The sequence below is a fragment of the Mesorhizobium sp. CU3 genome, assembly GCF_006442965.1.
Taxonomy (GTDB): domain Bacteria; phylum Pseudomonadota; class Alphaproteobacteria; order Rhizobiales; family Rhizobiaceae; genus Mesorhizobium.
On the sequence record NZ_VFWX01000021.1, the window covers coordinates 92,457 to 107,500 of the forward strand.

Annotated in this window: 16 protein-coding genes; 7 read left to right on the plus strand and 9 right to left on the minus strand. The window is 63.3% G+C overall.

Features of this window, described 5'->3' with window-relative positions; translation table 11 throughout:
* Positions 1–58 precede the first annotated feature (58 nt).
* Positions 59–703, minus strand: a complete 645-nt coding sequence (locus FJ988_RS26530; protein WP_140821563.1) for a glutathione S-transferase family protein — start codon at positions 701–703, stop codon at positions 59–61.
* Between the two features lie 350 nt (positions 704–1,053).
* Between FJ988_RS26530 and FJ988_RS26535 the strand changes: the two genes are divergently transcribed.
* From FJ988_RS26535 to ychF, 3 genes are all read left to right on the plus strand, one after another.
* Positions 1,054–1,698 (plus strand): 50S ribosomal protein L25/general stress protein Ctc, encoded by a 645-nt coding sequence (locus tag FJ988_RS26535; protein ID WP_140821565.1) that lies wholly within the window; start codon positions 1,054–1,056, stop codon positions 1,696–1,698.
* A gap of 25 nt (positions 1,699–1,723) precedes the next feature.
* On the plus strand, positions 1,724–2,446 hold the full coding sequence (gene pth, locus FJ988_RS26540; protein WP_140821567.1) for an aminoacyl-tRNA hydrolase: 723 nt from the start codon (positions 1,724–1,726) through the stop codon (positions 2,444–2,446).
* Positions 2,447–2,541: 95 nt separating this feature from the next.
* Positions 2,542–3,645: a redox-regulated ATPase YchF gene (gene ychF / locus FJ988_RS26545; RefSeq protein ID WP_140821569.1), complete on the plus strand. Its 1,104-nt coding sequence runs from the start codon at positions 2,542–2,544 to the stop codon at positions 3,643–3,645.
* A gap of 33 nt (positions 3,646–3,678) precedes the next feature.
* Here ychF and FJ988_RS26550 read toward each other — a convergent pair whose 3' ends face one another.
* Entirely contained in the window at positions 3,679–4,215 is a 537-nt protein-coding gene (locus FJ988_RS26550; RefSeq protein WP_140821571.1) for a DUF2478 domain-containing protein, read from the minus strand.
* Positions 4,216–4,474: 259 nt separating this feature from the next.
* Here FJ988_RS26550 and corA point away from each other — a divergent pair, with 259 nt between their 5' ends.
* From corA to FJ988_RS26565, 3 genes are all read left to right on the plus strand, one after another.
* Positions 4,475–5,449, plus strand: coding sequence for a magnesium/cobalt transporter CorA (gene corA / locus FJ988_RS26555; protein ID WP_140821573.1), 975 nt, complete (start codon positions 4,475–4,477; stop codon positions 5,447–5,449).
* A gap of 191 nt (positions 5,450–5,640) precedes the next feature.
* Positions 5,641–6,111, plus strand: coding sequence for a MaoC family dehydratase (locus FJ988_RS26560; RefSeq protein ID WP_140821575.1), 471 nt, complete (start codon positions 5,641–5,643; stop codon positions 6,109–6,111).
* Positions 6,108–6,578 (plus strand): MaoC family dehydratase, encoded by a 471-nt coding sequence (locus tag FJ988_RS26565; RefSeq protein WP_140821577.1) that lies wholly within the window; start codon positions 6,108–6,110, stop codon positions 6,576–6,578. The genes FJ988_RS26560 and FJ988_RS26565 overlap by 4 nt, the downstream gene beginning before the upstream one ends.
* A 166-nt stretch (positions 6,579–6,744) precedes the next feature.
* Here the strand turns inward: FJ988_RS26565 and FJ988_RS26570 are convergent, their stop codons facing one another.
* The 4 genes from FJ988_RS26570 to petA form a co-directional block, all read right to left on the minus strand.
* Positions 6,745–7,290: an adenine phosphoribosyltransferase gene (locus tag FJ988_RS26570; protein WP_140821579.1), complete on the minus strand. Its 546-nt coding sequence runs from the start codon at positions 7,288–7,290 to the stop codon at positions 6,745–6,747.
* 215 nt (positions 7,291–7,505) lie between these two features.
* Positions 7,506–8,372 (minus strand): cytochrome c1, encoded by an 867-nt coding sequence (locus FJ988_RS26575; RefSeq protein WP_140821581.1) that lies wholly within the window; start codon positions 8,370–8,372, stop codon positions 7,506–7,508.
* 27 nt (positions 8,373–8,399) lie between these two features.
* A complete protein-coding gene (locus tag FJ988_RS26580; protein WP_140821583.1) occupies positions 8,400–9,701 on the minus strand; it encodes a cytochrome b N-terminal domain-containing protein in 1,302 nt (433 codons plus the stop codon).
* Positions 9,702–9,717: 16 nt separating this feature from the next.
* Positions 9,718–10,278, minus strand: a complete 561-nt coding sequence (petA, locus tag FJ988_RS26585; RefSeq protein ID WP_112099424.1) for a ubiquinol-cytochrome c reductase iron-sulfur subunit — start codon at positions 10,276–10,278, stop codon at positions 9,718–9,720.
* A gap of 312 nt (positions 10,279–10,590) precedes the next feature.
* Here petA and FJ988_RS26590 point away from each other — a divergent pair, with 312 nt between their 5' ends.
* Positions 10,591–10,935 (plus strand): cupin domain-containing protein, encoded by a 345-nt coding sequence (locus FJ988_RS26590; RefSeq protein WP_140821585.1) that lies wholly within the window; start codon positions 10,591–10,593, stop codon positions 10,933–10,935.
* A gap of 12 nt (positions 10,936–10,947) precedes the next feature.
* Here FJ988_RS26590 and FJ988_RS26595 read toward each other — a convergent pair whose 3' ends face one another.
* Genes FJ988_RS26595 through FJ988_RS26605 form a run of 3 tightly spaced genes read right to left on the minus strand, consistent with a single transcriptional unit; the run spans position 10,948 to position 15,029 of the window.
* Positions 10,948–11,259 (minus strand): DUF6665 family protein, encoded by a 312-nt coding sequence (locus tag FJ988_RS26595; RefSeq protein WP_140821587.1) that lies wholly within the window; start codon positions 11,257–11,259, stop codon positions 10,948–10,950.
* Between the two features lie 9 nt (positions 11,260–11,268).
* A complete protein-coding gene (locus FJ988_RS26600; protein WP_140821589.1) occupies positions 11,269–13,152 on the minus strand; it encodes an ABC transporter ATP-binding protein in 1,884 nt (627 codons plus the stop codon).
* Positions 13,149–15,029: an ABC transporter ATP-binding protein gene (locus FJ988_RS26605; RefSeq protein WP_140821591.1), complete on the minus strand. Its 1,881-nt coding sequence runs from the start codon at positions 15,027–15,029 to the stop codon at positions 13,149–13,151. Before FJ988_RS26605 ends, FJ988_RS26600 begins: the two co-directional genes overlap by 4 nt.
* Between the last annotated feature and the right edge of the window lie 15 nt (positions 15,030–15,044).

Sequence of the window (15,044 nt, forward strand, 5' to 3'; positions counted from 1 at the left end):
CATTCAACGCCGGACAGGGTCAGGAAACGCAAGATTTGCTTGGTTCAGCGCGTGCGGCTCAGGCCGTGATCTTGACCGGCGGCAGCGGCGGCGCCTCGAGCCCCTGGAACGGGTCGCGCCAGGCATCGATCGCCTCCAGTCGCCCGTACCAGCGCCGGATCGACGGGTAGTCGTCGAGCGGCAATCCGGCGGCATCGTTGAAGGGCAGGAACGTCGCCATGCGGAAATCGGCATAGGAGATGGAATTGCCGACCAGCCAATCACGCGAGGAAAGCTCGGCTTCGAGGATCCCGGCGGCTCTGTGGAATTGCCTGAAACCCTCCTCGACCAGCGCCTGGTCGATCGGGCCGATACCATAGCGCTGCTTGGTTCCACGCTCGAAATGCACCATGTCGCAAGCGAAGGCGAAGCGCTCCTTGCCCCAGCTGATCCAGCGGATCATGTCCGGCTGGTCGTCCCCGCCGCGCCAGAAATCCGAACCCATCTCGCGGGAAAGCCGGCAGGCGATGGCGTCGGCCTCCCAAAGGCTCCAGCCCGGTCCGACCAGGATCGGCACGGTGAGATTGGGATTGAGCGGCCGGTATCGATCGGCTTGTCCGGGCGCCATCGGCGCCGCGAACTCGAACGTCACATCCGCCTTGAGATGGCGCGCCGTCGCGACGGCCAGGCGAGGATTGGGATTACGGCTGAACAGGAGTTTCATGGTGGTCCCCTTGGGATGGTTGGCATGCCGCAGGACGACCGAAATCCGCCCGATCCTACATTTGTCACGGACGGCATTTTCGGTTTATGCCTTCGGCACCCGAAATCGCACCGCAAAGCCTTTCGGCCCAACCGCTTGCGCCTCCCGCCGCCTTCCGCTATAGAGCCGCCACCCGCGTAGACACCCTTGGAGGCAACGCGGAGGAAGGCCGGCCAGGCCTTACATGATCCCCAGACGCATTTGGATCGCCAAACGCATCGGACAGATCGTGCAGGGCCGCGACGGCTTTCGACGTTTACGGATGGGCTTGCCCGCCCGTGAGCGCTCCATAACACGCGAAAGGAAAAGCCATGAGCCACGATACTTACGAGCTCAAGGCCGAAGCGCGCGAACAGGTCGGTAAGGGGTCCGCCCGTGCAGTTCGCCGCGACGGTAAAGTGCCTGCAGTGATTTACGGCGACAAGCAGCCTCCCCTGGCGATTGCGCTGAACTACAAGGACCTGTTCTACAAGATCCATGGCGGCGGGTTCCTGACCACGATCGCCACGATCGATGTCGACGGCAAGAAGATCCAGGTCCTGCCGAAGGATTTCCAGCTCGACCCGGTCAAGGATTTTCCTGTCCATGTCGACTTCCTGCGCATCGGCAAGGACACAGAAGTCAATGTCGACGTGCCTGTCCACTTCATCAATGAGGACAAGTCGCCCGGCATCAAGCGCGGCGGCGTGCTCAACATCGTTCGCCACGAAGTCGAGTTCCACTGCCCGGCCAACGCGATCCCGGAATTCATCACCGTCGATCTCGCCGGCACCGACATCGGCGATTCGATCCACATCTCGGCGGTCCAACTGCCGGCCGGCGTCAAGCCGGTCATCTCCGATCGCGACTTCACCATCGCGACCATTGCCGGCTCGTCGGCGATGAAGCCGGAGACGGAAGCCACCACCGAAGCGGCCGCGGCCGACACGGCGGCCCCGGCGGCCGAAGAGAAGTAATTTGTTCTAGCGTCCGGAGACGACGATGCTTGTCTTTGCAGGCCTCGGCAATCCGGGCGCGAAATACGAGAACAACCGGCACAATGTCGGCTTCATGGCGGCGGACGCGATTGCCCGCCGCCATTCCTTTTCGCCCTGGTCGCGCAAATTCCAGGGCCTGATTTCGGAAGGCACGCTCGGCGGCGAGAAGGTCCTTCTGATCAAGCCGCAGACCTTCATGAACCTGTCCGGACAATCGGTCGGCGAAGCGCTGCGCTTCTACAAGCTCGAGCCGGCCGCGCTGACTGTCTTCTATGACGAGATCGACCTTGCCGCCGGCAAGCTCCGGGTCAAGGTCGGCGGCGGCTCCGGCGGCCATAACGGCATCCGCTCGCTCGACCAGCATGTCGGCAACGCCTATCGCCGGGTGCGCATCGGCGTCGGCCATCCCGGCGTCAAGGAGATGGTGCACGGCCATGTTCTGGGCGATTTCGCCAAGGCCGACCGCGAATGGCTGGATGTGTTGCTGGACGCAATCGCCGATGACGCCGCACTGCTCGCCAAGGGCGACGACAGCTCCTTCATGAACCGCGTCACGCTGACCTTGCGCGACAAGCTGGTGCCGACCGGCGAAGACGACCGCCCGCCGCCCAAGGAGAAGAAGGCGCAAAGCCACATCCGCCAGGCGCGCCCGCAGCAGGCGCCGGCCAAGCTGCCGGAAAGCGGCCCGATGGCCGCAATGCTGAAGAAGCTCTTCGGCAAGGACTGAAGCGGAACGGATCGCGGCCCGCAGGGCTTGACGTTCATCGCCCCTTTCGCCCATAGCCCTCACCAAAATCGAATTCCCGATAGGACTGGACGAACATGGGTTTCAAATGTGGCATCGTTGGCTTGCCCAACGTCGGCAAGTCGACGCTGTTTAACGCCTTGACCAGGACGGCCGCCGCGCAGGCCGCCAACTATCCTTTCTGCACCATCGAGCCGAACACCGGCGAAGTGGCTGTGCCGGACGTGCGCCTGCAGAAGATCGCCGAGATCGCCAAGTCGAAGGAGATCATCCCGACCCGCATCTCCTTCGTCGACATTGCCGGCCTGGTGCGCGGCGCCTCCAAGGGCGAAGGCCTGGGCAACCAGTTCCTCGCCAACATCCGCGAGGTCGACGCCATCGTGCACGTGCTGCGATGCTTCGAGGATGACGACATCACCCATGTCGAGGGCCGCATCGATCCGGTCGCCGACGCCGAGACGGTCGAGACCGAGCTGATGCTCGCCGACCTCGAAAGCCTCGAGCGCCGCATCGTGCAGATCCGCAAGCGCGCCGGCTCGAAGGACAAGGAAGCCACCACAGTGCTGCCGATGATGGAGGCGGCACTCGAGCTGCTGCAGGCCGGCAAGCCGACCCGCATCCTGCTCAAGGGCATTTCGGCGGAAGACCTGCGCATCCTGCAGGGGCTGAACCTTCTGACATCGCACCCCGTTCTCTACGTCTGCAATGTCGCGGAGGCCGATGCTGCGACCGGCAACGAGCACAGCAAGGCGGTGGAAAAGATGGCCGCCGCGCAGGGCGCCGGCACTGTCGTCATCTCGGCCGCGATCGAGGCCGAAGTAGCCCAGCTCTCCGACGAGGAAGAAATGGAGTTCCTGGCCTCGCTCGGGCTCGATGAGCCCGGCCTCAACAAGGTCATCCGCGCCGGCTACGATCTGCTGCACCTCATCACATATTTCACCGCCGGGCCGAAGGAGACGCGCGCCTGGACCATTCACAAAGGTGATAAGGCCCCGCAGGCCGCCGGCGTCATCCACACCGATTTCGAGCGCGGCTTCATCCGCGCCCAGACCATCGCCTACAATGATTACGTCACACTGGGCGGCGAAGTGGCGGCTAAGGAAGCCGGCAAGGCGCGCGACGAAGGCAAGGAGTATGTCGTCCAGGACGGCGACATCATGCTGTTCAAGTTCAACACCTGACAGAGCCTCGGCCGGTCGCGACCCGGCATTCTGTCAATAGGACAGCGCCATGCCGTCGGCTTGACTGCGATGTAAGAAAGCGGGCACGCCCCGTTTCCAGGCTTCGATCGAGGCCCGGCCGGCACCTATGAAAACGGCCTCCGGCGCGAAACGCTGCCAGGCATAGTGGTGCTTCGGCGCGACCGACGTCAGCACGGGCTTGCCAAGCGCGATCGCAGTCTCGAACGCTTCGAACAGGCCGCTGCCCACCGCCTCGAGCTTGCCGAATTTGCTCAACACCACGAGATCGCTCGCCGCCACCCGGTCAACGACGCTTGCGCAAGCGTCAACCACGCCGAGCTCGTCGAGATGGCATGATGTATGGACCGGCGGTTCGTCCAGATACATGGCGAATTCGGCGCCAGTCTCGAGATTCCGCAAAAAGCCCGAGCAGGACCGGCCTGCCGCTTCTTCCACGACGCCGCACACTGTCAGCCCTGCTCGCCGCCAATCCGAAACCGCCTCGACCAGGAGCTTCTGGATTAGCGTGCTTTCCGCACCGACAATCGCCGCGATCAGCTTTCCAGCCATTTGATTTGCCTGCCGTTCAATGCCTGCAAAACAGCATCACGCATTATCTCGCCGATTTTGCGCAACCACTTAAATTCTTGAAACTGTTTAAACCGAGGTGCTCAAGCGCGGCAAGCCGTCGGCGCCGAGCGGGTTGACTTGACCTTGTCACATGCGGGGTCTAATCGGCGCTGCTTGCGGCGGCGCGGTCGACACGTCGCCCTGGCATCCGAAATAGCGTGTTCCTGCCCGCAACGCACCCAGCAATGGAGACCCGGCGATGATCAAAGCCTTCGTCGTGGACAATGATCGGCTGCGCCTCACCGACGATCTCGCGGCCGACGGCGACCGGATCGTCTGGGCCGATCTCTTCAACCCGACCAAGGAAGAAGAAGCCCGCATCGAGAGTTGGCTGGGCATCGCCATCCCGACCCGCGAGGAGATGGAGGAGATCGAGATTTCGAGCCGCCTCTACATCGAGGATGGCGGCTACTTCATGACCGCCGTGCTTCCGGCGCAGACCGAGGCCGACGATCCGCTGATGTCGCCGGTGACCTTTGCGCTTGCCGGCAACAAGCTGATCACCATCCGCTACCACGAGCCCAAGGCCTTCAAGACCTTCCCGCTGCGCGCCGAAAAGGTGGCCACCGGCTGCACCAGCGGCGACACCATCCTGATCGGACTCTTGGAAGCGATCGTCGACCGGCTGGCCGACATTCTCGAACGCGCCGGCCGCGACGTCGAGGTGATTTCGCGCGACATTTTCGAGGCGCGTTCGACGAAAGCCTCGAAGCGCAATCGCGATTTCCAGGAGCTGCTGAAAGCCATCGGCCGCAAGGAGGATATCGCCTCCTCGGTCCGCGACAGCCTGATCTCGCTGCAGCGCCTGGCCGGCTTTCTCGCCCATGTCGCGACCCAGACCAAGATGAGCAAGGATGTGCGCGCCCGCATCAAGACCCTGTCGCGCGACGTGCTCTCGCTCGCCGACCACGCCACCTTCCTGTCGCAGAAGATCTCCTTCCTGCTCGACGCCACGCTCGGCATGATCTCGATCGAGCAGAACGCCATCATCAAGATTTTTTCGGTCGCCGCCGTCATCTTCCTGCCGCCGACGCTGGTCGCCTCGATCTACGGCATGAATTTCGACATCATCCCCGAGCTCAAATGGCAGCTCGGCTATCCCTTCGCCATCGGCCTGATGGTGATCTCGGCGATCCTGCCCTTCTGGTACTTCCGCCGCCGCGGCTGGCTCTAAAAGCAGTTCCAGGAAAAGTGCGCAGCGGTTTTCCGTCCCGAATTGCGCGAAACAAAGGACGGTGCAGTCTGCGATGCTGCCGAATTGGGGAACCAGCTGGCTTACCAGAAATCGCTTGACCAAATCGCTGTTGGCCTGCATCCGGGTTGCCCGACCTAAGAGATCAAACATTCGTCAACCGGATTGCCGACATGACCGGAAAGACCTGGGCCTATGAGGACTTCGTCGAGGGTGCCTCGCTCGACCTCGGCAGCAAGGACGTAAGTGCCGCCGAAATCATCGAATTCGCCTCGGAGTTCGATCCGCAGCCGATGCATCTTGACGAGGAGGCTGGCAAGGAAAGCATCCTCGGCGGGCTTTCGGCTTCCGGCTGGCACACCTGCGCGATGTTCATGCGCATGCTGTGCGACGCCTTCCTGCTCGATTCGACCTCCCAAGGCTCGCCCGGCATCGAGCATGTGAAGTGGAAGAAGCCGGTGCTGGCCGGCGATACCCTGCGCGGCACGGCCACGATCCTCGCCAAGCGCCAGTCCAAATCGCGGCCGCAGCTCGGCCTGGTTAGCATGCGCAGCGAACTGGTCAACCAGCGCGGCGAGAGCGTCTTCGAGCTCGAGAACACCGGCATGTTCCTTGCGCGTGACGCCGCAAAGGACCTGTCATGACTTTGGACGAATATCTTCTCATCGGCGAAACCGTGACACTCGGCTCGCACACATTCGAGCCGGAAGAGATCAAGGCGTTTGCCAGGAAATACGACCCGCAGATCTTCCATATCGATGAAGAGGCCGCGAAGAAGAGCGTGCTCGGCGGGCTCTGCGCCTCGGGCTGGCACACCGCCGCCACCTGGATGAAATACAATCTGGAAAAGCGCATGGAGACCGAAGGTGTGCGCTGGACCGGTCCCGGTCCGCAGCCCGAATTCGGCCCCTCGCCCGGCTTCCGCAATCTCAAATGGCTGAAGCCGGTCTATGCCGGCGAAACGGTGACCTTCACCCGCACCGCCCAGGCGCACCGCCCGCTCGCCGGCCGTCCCGGCTGGAACCTGCTCACGCTGCGCTGCGAAGGCATCGATTCGACCGGCGCCAAGGTCATCGAATTCGATAGCGCCGTGCTGGTGAAGGTGGGGTAGTTTCCTTCTCCCCGTTCCACGGGGAGAAGGTGCCCGAAGGGCGGATGAGGGGCGGCGCCAGCGTTGGTGTCTCAAGCTCGAGAGGCCGTACTTACCCCTCACCCTGCTGCGCTCGCGTTGCTCGCTTCGCTGTCCCTCTCCCCGTAAACGGGGCGAGGGACGAAGCTCAATGCCCCTCGAACCCGATCAGCGTCCTGACCGGCACGCCGAGCGCTTCCAGCTTCTTGCGGCCGCCAAGGTCCGGCAGGTCGATGACGAAGCAGGCCGCGACGATGTCGGCACCGATCTGCCTGAGCAGCTTCACCGCCGCTTCCGCGGTGCCGCCGGTCGCGATCAGGTCGTCGACCAGGATCACCTTCTCGCCGGGCGAAACACCGTCCTTGTGCATCTCCATCTCGTCCAGCCCGTATTCCAGGCTGTAGGCGACGCGCACGGTCTCGTAGGGCAGCTTGCCCTTCTTGCGGATCGGCACGAAGCCGGCCGACAGCTGGTGCGCCACGGCGCCGCCCAGGATGAAACCGCGCGCCTCTATGCCGGCGATCTTGTCGATCTTCAGCCCGGCATAGGGATGCACCAGCTCGTCGATGGCGCGGCGGAAGGCGCGTGCGTCGCCGAGCAGCGTGGTGATGTCGCGAAACAGGATGCCGGGCTTGGGATAGTCCGGAATGGTGCGGATCGCCGCAAGCAGCGTGTCTTCGAGCGAGGATTTCATGAGACGGAGGGCTCCGCGATTTTTCGGCTGTGAATTGCGACGCGCATCCGGCGCCACGCAACCACAACGGCTACCGCGATGTGTCGCCCGAGACAAGCGCATCCGGCAAAGGATCGGTGTCGCTCATGCCCGCGCAAAAGGATTGAAGCGCGGAAGTATCCCCGAACAAAAAGGGCGCCTCGCGGCGCCCTTCGAATGCTTGCTGCCGGTCGCGCTCAGTGCGCGACATCGGCCCAAACCCTGCGCTTGGTGAGATAGACCAGAATGCCAAATGCCAGCAGGAAGAAAAGCACGCGGAAGCCGGTCTTCTTGCGCTCTTCCATATGCGGCTCGGCCGCCCAGGCCAGGAAAGTCGCCACGTCGCGCGAATACTGGTCGACCGTCTGCGGCGCGCCGTCGTCATAGGTCACCTGGCCGTCCGAGAGCGGCTTCGGCATCTTCAGCGACACGCCGGACATGAAGTACGGGTTGTAGTGCGTGCCTTCCGGGATGACCATACCAGCCGGCGGCGTCTGGTCGTAGCCGGTCAGCAGCGAGTGGATGTAGTCGGGGCCGCCCGCGTCATACTGGGTAAAGATGTCGAAGACGAACTGCGGGAAGCCGCGCTCGACGCCGCGCGCCTTGGCGAGCAGCGACATGTCGGGCGGAGCAGCGCCGCCATTGGCCGAAGCCGCCGCCTGTTCGTTCGCGAACGGCGCCGGGAAATAGTCGGACGGCTTGCCGGGACGGTCGAACATGTCGCCGGCGTCGTTGGGGCCGTCATGGATCGTATAGCTCGCGGCCAGCGACTTGATCTGCGCCTCGGAATAGCCAAGTCCGGTCGGCCCCTGCAGCGTGCGGAACGCCACCAGATTCATCGAATGGCAGGCCGAGCAGACTTCCTTGTAGACCTTGAAACCGCGCTGCAGCTGGCCCTTGTCATAGGTGCCGAACGGCCCCGAGAAGCTCCAGCTCATTTCCTTGGGTTCGTTGATCGGGAAATGCGTCGGCGCCGCCGCATTGTGCTCCTCTTCGGCGGCGATGGCCGCGGTGCCCGCGACGACAAGGCCGAGCAACGCCAACGAGGTGAGAATCTTCTTCATGCCAAATCCCCTTAGATTCTCTACCGCTCAGCCCTTGGTCTGTGGTGCGGCCGTGGCGCCCGCCGGATGTCCGCTGCCGCCCTTGTTCTTCTCCAGTACCGCCTCGGTGATCGAGTTCGGCAGCCTGCGCGGCGTCTCGATGAGGCCGAGCACCGGCATGACGATCAGGAAGAAGGCGAAGTAGAACAAAGTCGCCATCTGCGCCATGAACACATAGGCGCCTTCCGCCGGCTGCGAGCCCAGCCATCCGAGCAGGATGGCGTCGGCCACGAACAGCCAGAAGAACAGCTTGTACCAGGGGCGATAGACCGCCGAGCGCACCTTGGAGGTGTCGAGCCACGGCACCAGGAACAGCATGGCGATGGCGCCGAACATGCACAGCACGCCGCCGAGCTTGGAGTTGATCGGCCCGATGTTGAAGGTGATGGCGCGCAGGATCGCGTAGAACGGCAGGAAGTACCATTCCGGAACGATATGAGCCGGGGTCTTCAGCGGGTTGGCAACGATGTAGTTGTCGGCATGGCCGAGATAGTTCGGCAGGTAGAAGACGAAATAGGCGAAGACGAACAGGAACACGATCATGCCGAACGCGTCCTTGATGGTCGCATAGGGCGTAAAGGCGACGGTGTCGGTCTTCGACTTGACCTCGATGCCGGTCGGGTTCGACTGGCCGACGACATGCAGCGCCCAAATATGCAGGATAACGACACCGGCGATCATGAACGGCAGCAGGTAATGCAGCGCGAAGAAGCGGTTCAGCGTCGGATCGTCGACAGCGAAGCCGCCGAGCAGGAGCTGCTGGATCCAGTTGCCGACCAGCGGGATGGCGCTGAAGAAGCCGGTGATGACGGTGGCGCCCCAGAAGCTCATCTGTCCCCAGGGCAGCACGTAGCCCATGAAGCCGGTCGCCATCATCAACAGGTAGATGATGCAGCCGAGGATCCAGAGCAGCTCGCGCGGCGCCTTGTAGGAGCCGTAGAACAGGCCGCGAAAGATGTGCAGGTAGACGGCGATGAAGAAGAACGAGGCGCCGTTGGCATGCATGTAGCGCAAGAGCCAGCCGGAGTTCACGTCGCGCATGATCTTCTCGACCGAATCGAAGGCGAGATTGGTGTCGGACGTGTAGTGCATGGCCAGCACGATGCCGGTCAGGATCTGCGAGGCGAGCATGATCGACAGGATGCCGCCGAACGTCCACATATAGTTGAGGTTGCGCGGCACCGGATAGGAGACGAAGCTGTCATAGATCAGCCTCGGCAGCGGCATGCGCGCGTCGAACCAGCGCTCGATACCGGTCTTGGGCGTATAGGTCGAGTGTCCCTCGCTCATCGAAATATCCCCTGCCTCAACCGATAAGGATTTTGGTATCGGAAATGAACTTGAATACCGGGATCGCCATGTTCTCCGGCGCCGGGCCTTTGCGGATGCGACCGGCGGTGTCGTATTGCGAGCCGTGGCACGGGCAGAACCAGCCGCCGAAATCGCCTTCCTGGCCGAGCGGGATGCAGCCCAGATGCGTGCAGACCTGCACCATGACCATCCACGCTTCCTTGCCGGGCGTCGTGCGGTTGGCGTCGGTCGCCGGCGCGTCGGACGGCAGGTTGGCGTTGCGCGCGATCGGGTCCTTGAGGTCGGCGAGATTGACGGCTTCGCCGTCCTTCATTTCCTTCTCGGTGCGGTTGCGCACCACGACCGGCTTGCCGCGCCACTTGACGATCAGCGAACTGCCGGGCTGCAGCGAGGCCACGTCGACCTCGACCGAGGCAAGCGCCAGCGTCGAGGCGTCGGGGCGCATCTGGTCGATGAACGGCCATGCGACGGCTCCGGCGCCGACGACGGCGGCCATGCCGGTGGCTACATAAAGAAAATCGCGACGGTTGGGATCGTGGATGTCGGTTGCGCTCACGGGTGCCTGATCCTTTCGCCTCTTCCTAACCGGAGGCCGAGCCTTGTCCCCGCTCAATCGCACCTGCCCGACAGCGCATGGCGAACAGGCTAGCGAATTCCTCCGGCATTTGGATTTTCGGTTTATGCGTGCGGCCCGTTTTTGTCCAGCGGGGTGAGGCCACAAGGGCAGATTGTCGCGGGGCTTTCGGGCGGTCGCTGCCGGCATATCCCCAACAGGTCGCCCGAGAACGCCAAACAACTGAAAATCCGCCGCGAAATCGGACCGGGGTTTGCCTCGACAGCCGCCGCTGGCCCGGTCTATTCTGCCGTCATGGCGCATGTCATCGATCGCGACAGCTGGGCTCAGCCTCCCGACCAGTGGAAAGGCGAGCTGCAATGCGGCCAGTTCGGCGCCAATTCCTGCCTGATCTTCAACTATCAGCCGGAGATCGGCGCCGGCCCGCGCCTGCACAAGCACCCCTATGCGGAGATTTTCGTCATCCGTTCCGGCACCGGCCTGTTTACGGTCGGCGACCGGGAGATCAAGGCCACCGCCGGCCAGATCCTGATCGTGCCGCCGCATACGCCGCATAAGTTCGTCAATCTCGGCCCCGGTCCGCTCGAAAGCACCGACATCCACGAGAACGGCCACTTCATCACCGAGTGGCTGGAATAGGTTTTTGGCCTCTTAGCTTGCACCCAGCCTGACCAAGACCGCCCGCGGGATATCGTACTCGCGGATGACGGCGTCATGTTTTCGCAAGCCACAAAGCTCGCGCTGAATAAAGTAGGCGTGCACGGCCGCGGCCGCTTCCTTCAGCAGCCGGGGCCGGTGTTCGCCCTCGCCCTCCTCGCGCAGTTTGCCCAGCGTCTGTTCGACGCGCTGCCCGGCGCGGCCAAGCGCCGCCGCCTTCTCGGCCAGGATTTCGTGGCCGAGCAGGTCGAGCGCGCTATCCTGCGCGCCTGACCGACCGAAATTCGTAGGCATGCGTACCGACATGGCTTGGTTCTACTCCGCTGGCCGCGTCTCTTCCAGCGCGCTCTCCTCGTTGAACAGGAAACCGCCGGATTGCCGTTTCCACAGCCGCGCATAGAGCCCGTCAAGCGCCACCAGCTCGTCATGCGTGCCTTGTTCGACGATGCGCCCGCCATCGAGCACCACCAGCCGGTCGAGCGCGGCGATGGTCGACAGCCGGTGCGCGATGGCGATCACCGTCTTGTTCTCCATCAGCCGCTCCAGATTCTCCTGGATCGCCGCCTCGATGTCGGAATCGAGCGCCGAGGTTGCCTCGTCCAGGATCAGGATCGGCGCGTCCTTGAGGAAGACGCGGGCGATCGCCACACGTTGCCGCTGGCCGCCGGAGAGTTTCACGCCACGCTCGCCGACATAGGCGTCGTAGCCGGCGCGCTCGCGATTGTCGCGCAGGCCAAGAATGAAATCATGCGCCTCGGCCCTCTTCGCCGCGGCAATCACCTGCGCATCCGTCGCATCCGGCATGCCGAGCTTGATGTTGTCGCGCAACGAGCGGTGGAAGAGCGCGGTATCCTGGCTGACCACGCCGATATTGCCGCGCAAGGAGTTCTGCGTGACATGCGCGATGTCCTGGCCATCGATCAGGATCTTGCCGCCTTCGAGATCGTAGAGCCGCAGGATCAGATTGGCCAAGGTCGTCTTGCCGGCGCCGGACGGGCCGACCAGCCCGACCTTCTCGCCCGGACGCACGACGAGATCGATGCCGTCAAGCACCCCTACCCCCTTGCCGTAGTGGAAGGTGACATCCCTGACGTCGATGCGGCCGCCGGCGACCATCAGCTCCTTTGCGTTCGGCGCATCGGTCAGCCCGAGCGGCTGCGAAATCAGCGCCTTGGAGTTTTCCAGCACGCCGAGGTTCCTCAGGATACCGTTGAGCTGCATCATCAACCGCCCGAGCAGCATGTTGAGCCTGAGCACCAGCGACAGCGTGAAGGCGACGGCGCCGACCGTGATCGAACCTTCGACCCACAGATAGATGGCGAAGGCGGCGATCGCCGTGATCATGATGCCGGACAGTGTCGTCAGCGCCATGCGCACGCCCGTCAGCCGCCGCGTGAACGGCCGCAGCGCATCGAGATAGATGTCGAAACCGTTGCGGATGTAACGGTCGTCGCCATCGACGGCGAAGAGCTTCAGCGTTTGCACGTTGGAATAGGAATCGACAATGCGCCCGGTGATCATCGAGCCGGCTTCCGCCGTCGCCTCGGCGTGCTTGCGGATCGCCGGCAGGTAGAGTTTTGCCAGCCAGCCGAAGGCGGCGATCCAAATCACCACCAGCACCGCCAGCCTGAGGTCGAGCCCGGCGACCAGCGCCAGCGTCGTCACCGTATAGACGACCATGAACCAGACGACCTCGATGAAGCTTTCCATCAGATCGCCCGTCGCCTGGCCCGCCTGCCAGACCTTCGTCGCGATGCGGCCGGCGAAATCGTTCTGGAAGAAGGCGTAGGACTGACGCGAGACATGCCGGTGGCCCTGCCAGCGCACCAGATTGTAGAAGCCGGGCGTGATCGTCTGCTCGTCGACCAGCGCGGCCAGTCCGACGACAGCCGTGCGGATGATGAGCACGACCGCGCCCATGAACAGCAGTTCCGGACCGGCCGCGGTCCATAATGCGTGCCAGCTGCGTTCGGCGGGCAACTGGTCGAGTATATCGACCAGCCGCCCGACGAAATAGAACAGCCCGGCCTCGACCAGAGGCGCAATGCCGCCGATGATCAGCATGGCGAAGAAAGCGAGCTTCGCCTGCCCGACATAGTGCCACAGGAATCCGCCGACGCTCGACGGTGGCCGAAGATTCGCCGGCTCACGGAACGGGTAGACCCAATGCTCGAACCAGCGATAGACGGCCTGCATCATTCCGCGGCTTCACCCTTGGCCATTGCATCATTGGCGGCTTCGGCCGGCGCATCGTCGAGCAGGAACCCGCCAGATTGGCGCTGCCAGAGCTGCGCATAGAGCCCGCCGCGAGCGACGAGCTCGTCATGCGACCCTTCCTCGATGACACGGCCCTGATCCATCACCACAAGCCTGTCCATGGCCGCGATGGTCGACAGCCGGTGAGCGATTGCGATGACGGTCTTGCCCTGCATCAGCCTGTAGAGGTTCTCCTGGATCGCGGCTTCGGCCTCCGAATCCAGCGCCGAGGTCGCTTCGTCAAGGATAAGGATCGGCGCGTCCTTCAACATAACGCGAGCAATGGCGATGCGTTGCCGCTGGCCGCCGGACAGTTTGACGCCGCGGTCGCCGACATGGGCGTCCAGCCCCTTGCGTCCCTTGTGGTCGGAAAGCCCACCGATGAAGTCCAGCGCCTCGGCCCGCCGCGCCGCTTCGAGCAACATCTCTTCGGTGGCGTCGGGGCGGCCGTAAAGGATGTTGTCGCGCACTGAACGATGCAGCAGCGAGGTGTCTTGCGTCACCATGCCGATCTGCGCGCGCAGCGAATCCTGTTTCACCGAAGCGATCTCCTGGCCGTCGATCAGGATCCGGCCGGCTTCGAGGTCGTAGAAGCGCAGGAGCAGATTGACCAGCGTCGATTTGCCGGCGCCGGAGCGGCCAACTATGCCGACCTTCTCGCCCGGCTTGACCGTCAGCGACAGCTTCTCGATGACACCCCTCTGCTTGCCGTAATGGAAGCCGATATCCTCAAAGCGGATATCGCCTCTGGAAACGGCGATTTCCTGAGCGTCCGGCCTATCCTCGACCAGGCGCGGCAGCGAGATCGATTGAATGCCGTCCTGCACCGTGCCGATGTTCTCGAACAGGCCCGACATCTCCCACATGATCCACTGCGACATGCCCCACATCCTGAGCACCAGGCCGATGACCACAGCAACAGCGCCGATTGTCACGACATCGCCGAGCCACAGCCACAGCGACAGCGCGGTGACCGAGAACAGCAGCAGTGCGTTCAGGATGTAGAGCAGGCCGTAAAGCACCGTCACCAGCCGCATCGACCGGTAGACCGTGTCGAGGAAGCCGGCCATGCCTTCCCTGGCGAAGCCCGCCTCGCGGCGCGCGTGGGAAAACAGCTTCACTGTCTGGATGTTGGAATAACTGTCGACGACACGGCCAGTCATGGTCGAGCGCGCATTGGCCTGCTCCTCGCCGACCTTGCCAAGCCGCGGGATGAAGTAACACAGCAGCGCGATATAGCCGACCAGCCATGCGCCCAGCGGCGCAGCCAGCCGCAAGTCCGCCGAGCCGACGATGAGCAGCATGCCGAGGAAGTAGACGATGACGTAGTTGAGGACGTCTATGACCTTCATGACGCAGTCGCGCACGGCAAGTGCGGTTTGCATCAGCTTGGTGGCGATACGGCCAGCGAACTCGTCCTGGTAGAAAGCCATCGACTGTTTCAGCAGGTAGCGATGCACCTGCCAACGGATCCGCATCGGATAATTGCCCATCGTCGTCTGCTGGTTGACCAGCGAACGCAACCAGACCGTGCCGGGCAGCGCAAACAGCACGATGAAAGCCATGCCGGCCAGTTTCCAGCTCTCCGTCTGCAGGAACGTTTCGCGGTTCTGCGCCGACAGCCAGTCGACGATGCGGCCCATGAAACCGAACATCCACACCTCGGCGACGGCGATCGCCGCCACCAAGACCCCGTCCACAATGATGTAGGGCCAGGCGCCGCGCGTGTAATGCACGCAGAACGCGATCAGCGTCTTCGGCGGCTCGACCGGCTCCTCGGCGGGAAACGGATTGAGCCTTTTTTCAAACCAGCGGAACATTTCCGGGCACTCGAA

Bases quoted from the DNA above. Each gene is read 5' to 3' on its own strand.
- FJ988_RS26595 (WP_140821587.1), bottom strand. From the start codon at position 11,259: ATGTCGGTACGCATGCCTACGAATTTCGGTCGGTCAGGCGCGCAGGAT.
- FJ988_RS26560 (WP_140821575.1), top strand. From the start codon at position 5,641: ATGACCGGAAAGACCTGGGCCTATGAGGACTTCGTCGAGGGTGCCTCG.
- FJ988_RS26580 (WP_140821583.1), bottom strand. From the start codon at position 9,701: ATGAGCGAGGGACACTCGACCTATACGCCCAAGACCGGTATCGAGCGC.
- FJ988_RS26565 (WP_140821577.1), top strand. From the start codon at position 6,108: ATGACTTTGGACGAATATCTTCTCATCGGCGAAACCGTGACACTCGGC.
- FJ988_RS26550 (WP_140821571.1), bottom strand. From the start codon at position 4,215: ATGGCTGGAAAGCTGATCGCGGCGATTGTCGGTGCGGAAAGCACGCTA.
- FJ988_RS26570 (WP_140821579.1), bottom strand. From the start codon at position 7,290: ATGAAATCCTCGCTCGAAGACACGCTGCTTGCGGCGATCCGCACCATT.
- FJ988_RS26530 (WP_140821563.1), bottom strand. From the start codon at position 703: ATGAAACTCCTGTTCAGCCGTAATCCCAATCCTCGCCTGGCCGTCGCG.
- pth (WP_140821567.1), top strand. From the start codon at position 1,724: ATGCTTGTCTTTGCAGGCCTCGGCAATCCGGGCGCGAAATACGAGAAC.
- FJ988_RS26590 (WP_140821585.1), top strand. From the start codon at position 10,591: ATGGCGCATGTCATCGATCGCGACAGCTGGGCTCAGCCTCCCGACCAG.
- FJ988_RS26600 (WP_140821589.1), bottom strand. From the start codon at position 13,152: ATGATGCAGGCCGTCTATCGCTGGTTCGAGCATTGGGTCTACCCGTTC.
- FJ988_RS26535 (WP_140821565.1), top strand. From the start codon at position 1,054: ATGAGCCACGATACTTACGAGCTCAAGGCCGAAGCGCGCGAACAGGTC.
- corA (WP_140821573.1), top strand. From the start codon at position 4,475: ATGATCAAAGCCTTCGTCGTGGACAATGATCGGCTGCGCCTCACCGAC.
- FJ988_RS26605 (WP_140821591.1), bottom strand. From the start codon at position 15,029: ATGTTCCGCTGGTTTGAAAAAAGGCTCAATCCGTTTCCCGCCGAGGAG.
- ychF (WP_140821569.1), top strand. From the start codon at position 2,542: ATGGGTTTCAAATGTGGCATCGTTGGCTTGCCCAACGTCGGCAAGTCG.
- FJ988_RS26575 (WP_140821581.1), bottom strand. From the start codon at position 8,372: ATGAAGAAGATTCTCACCTCGTTGGCGTTGCTCGGCCTTGTCGTCGCG.